The sequence below is a fragment of the Glycomyces dulcitolivorans genome (assembly GCF_003265355.1).
GTDB classification, from domain to species: Bacteria; Actinomycetota; Actinomycetes; order Mycobacteriales; family Micromonosporaceae; genus Glycomyces; species Glycomyces dulcitolivorans.
The window spans coordinates 1-1,211 of the sequence record NZ_QFRW01000122.1 but is presented as its reverse complement, the minus strand read 5'-3'; the positions used below and the strand labels follow the sequence as shown (position 1 = coordinate 1,211).

Below are 1,211 nucleotides of genomic sequence, written 5' to 3'. Positions count from 1 at the left end.
CGCGCCGACGCGGTCCGCGCCCTCGCCTGCCGCCTCGCCGCCGCGGCGGGCAGGCGGCTCGACGCCGGCAGCCCGTACGCGGACGTGCGGCTCCCGGACGGCACCCGCTTCCACGCCGTCCTCCCGCCGATCGCGACCGCGGGCCCGTACCTGTCCTTCCGCACCCACCGGTCGAAGGCGTTCACGCTCACGCAGCTCGTCGAGGCCGACACGCTCACCGCCGACATGGCCGACCTGCTCCTGCGCATGGTCAGGGCCAAGCTGCCGTTCCTGGTCACCGGCGGGACCGGCTCTGGGAAGACGACGCTGCTGGCGACACTGCTCTCCCATGCGCCGCAAGAGGAGCGCATCGTCGTGGTCGAGGACGCCGCCGAGCTCGCGCTCGACCACCCGCACGCGCTCACGCTCGAATCCCGCCCCGCGAACGTCGAAGGCGCCGGCGCGGTCGACCTCGCGGCCCTGGTCCGCCAGGCCCTGCGGATGCGCCCCGACCGGATCGTCGTCGGCGAATGCCGCGGCGCCGAGGTCGTGGAACTGCTGGGCGCGCTCAACACCGGCCACGAGGGCGGCGCGGGCACGCTGCACTGCAACGCCGCCGCCGACGCGCCCGCGCGCCTCGAAGCGCTCGCCCTCCCGCACGGCCTGCCCCGCGCCGGGCTCCACGCGCAGCTGGTCGCCGCCCTGCGCGTCGTCGTCCACCTGAAACGCACCGGCTCGGGCCGCCAGGCGACCGAGATCGCCGTCATCGAATCCGGCCCCGGTCCCGCCGGACTCACCGTCGCCGCCGCCTGGACCCGCCACGGACCGGGACCGTCCGCCGGCATCCTCGAACGCCTGCTGAGGGAGCGAACCGCATGACCGCCATCGCCAACGCCCTGATCACCCACCGCCCCAAGACCGCCGCGACCTGCATCGCCCTCGCCGCCGCACTGCTCGCGGCCTGGTTCGCCGGATACCGCCACCAGGGCGGCCTCGGGCACCTCGCGGCCGCCACCGCCGGAACGATCGCCGCCGTCTACGCCGCCGCATCGGTCGCCGCCTGGCACCGGACACTGCGCCGCAAGCGACGGCGCGACGCCGAACGGGCCGCCGCCGACACCGTCGCCTACCTCGCGGCCGACCTGGCCGCGGGCACCGACCCGGTCCGCGCCCTCGCCGCGGCCGAACCCGACTGGCCCGCAGAAGCCGCCGCCACCGCGACCCGCCTGCGG

Annotated in this window: 1 protein-coding gene and 1 pseudogene; both read left to right on the top strand. The window is 76.7% G+C overall.

All coding sequences use genetic code 11. From position 1 onward, the window contains the following. On the top strand, positions 1 to 858 hold an 858-nt coding region (locus DI269_RS13000), incomplete at its 5' end, for a CpaF family protein (protein ID WP_112136551.1). Then, positions 855 to 1,211, top strand: a pseudogene (locus tag DI269_RS12995) (hypothetical protein); the annotation flags it as partial. The gene DI269_RS13000 and the pseudogene DI269_RS12995, both read left to right, overlap by 4 nt.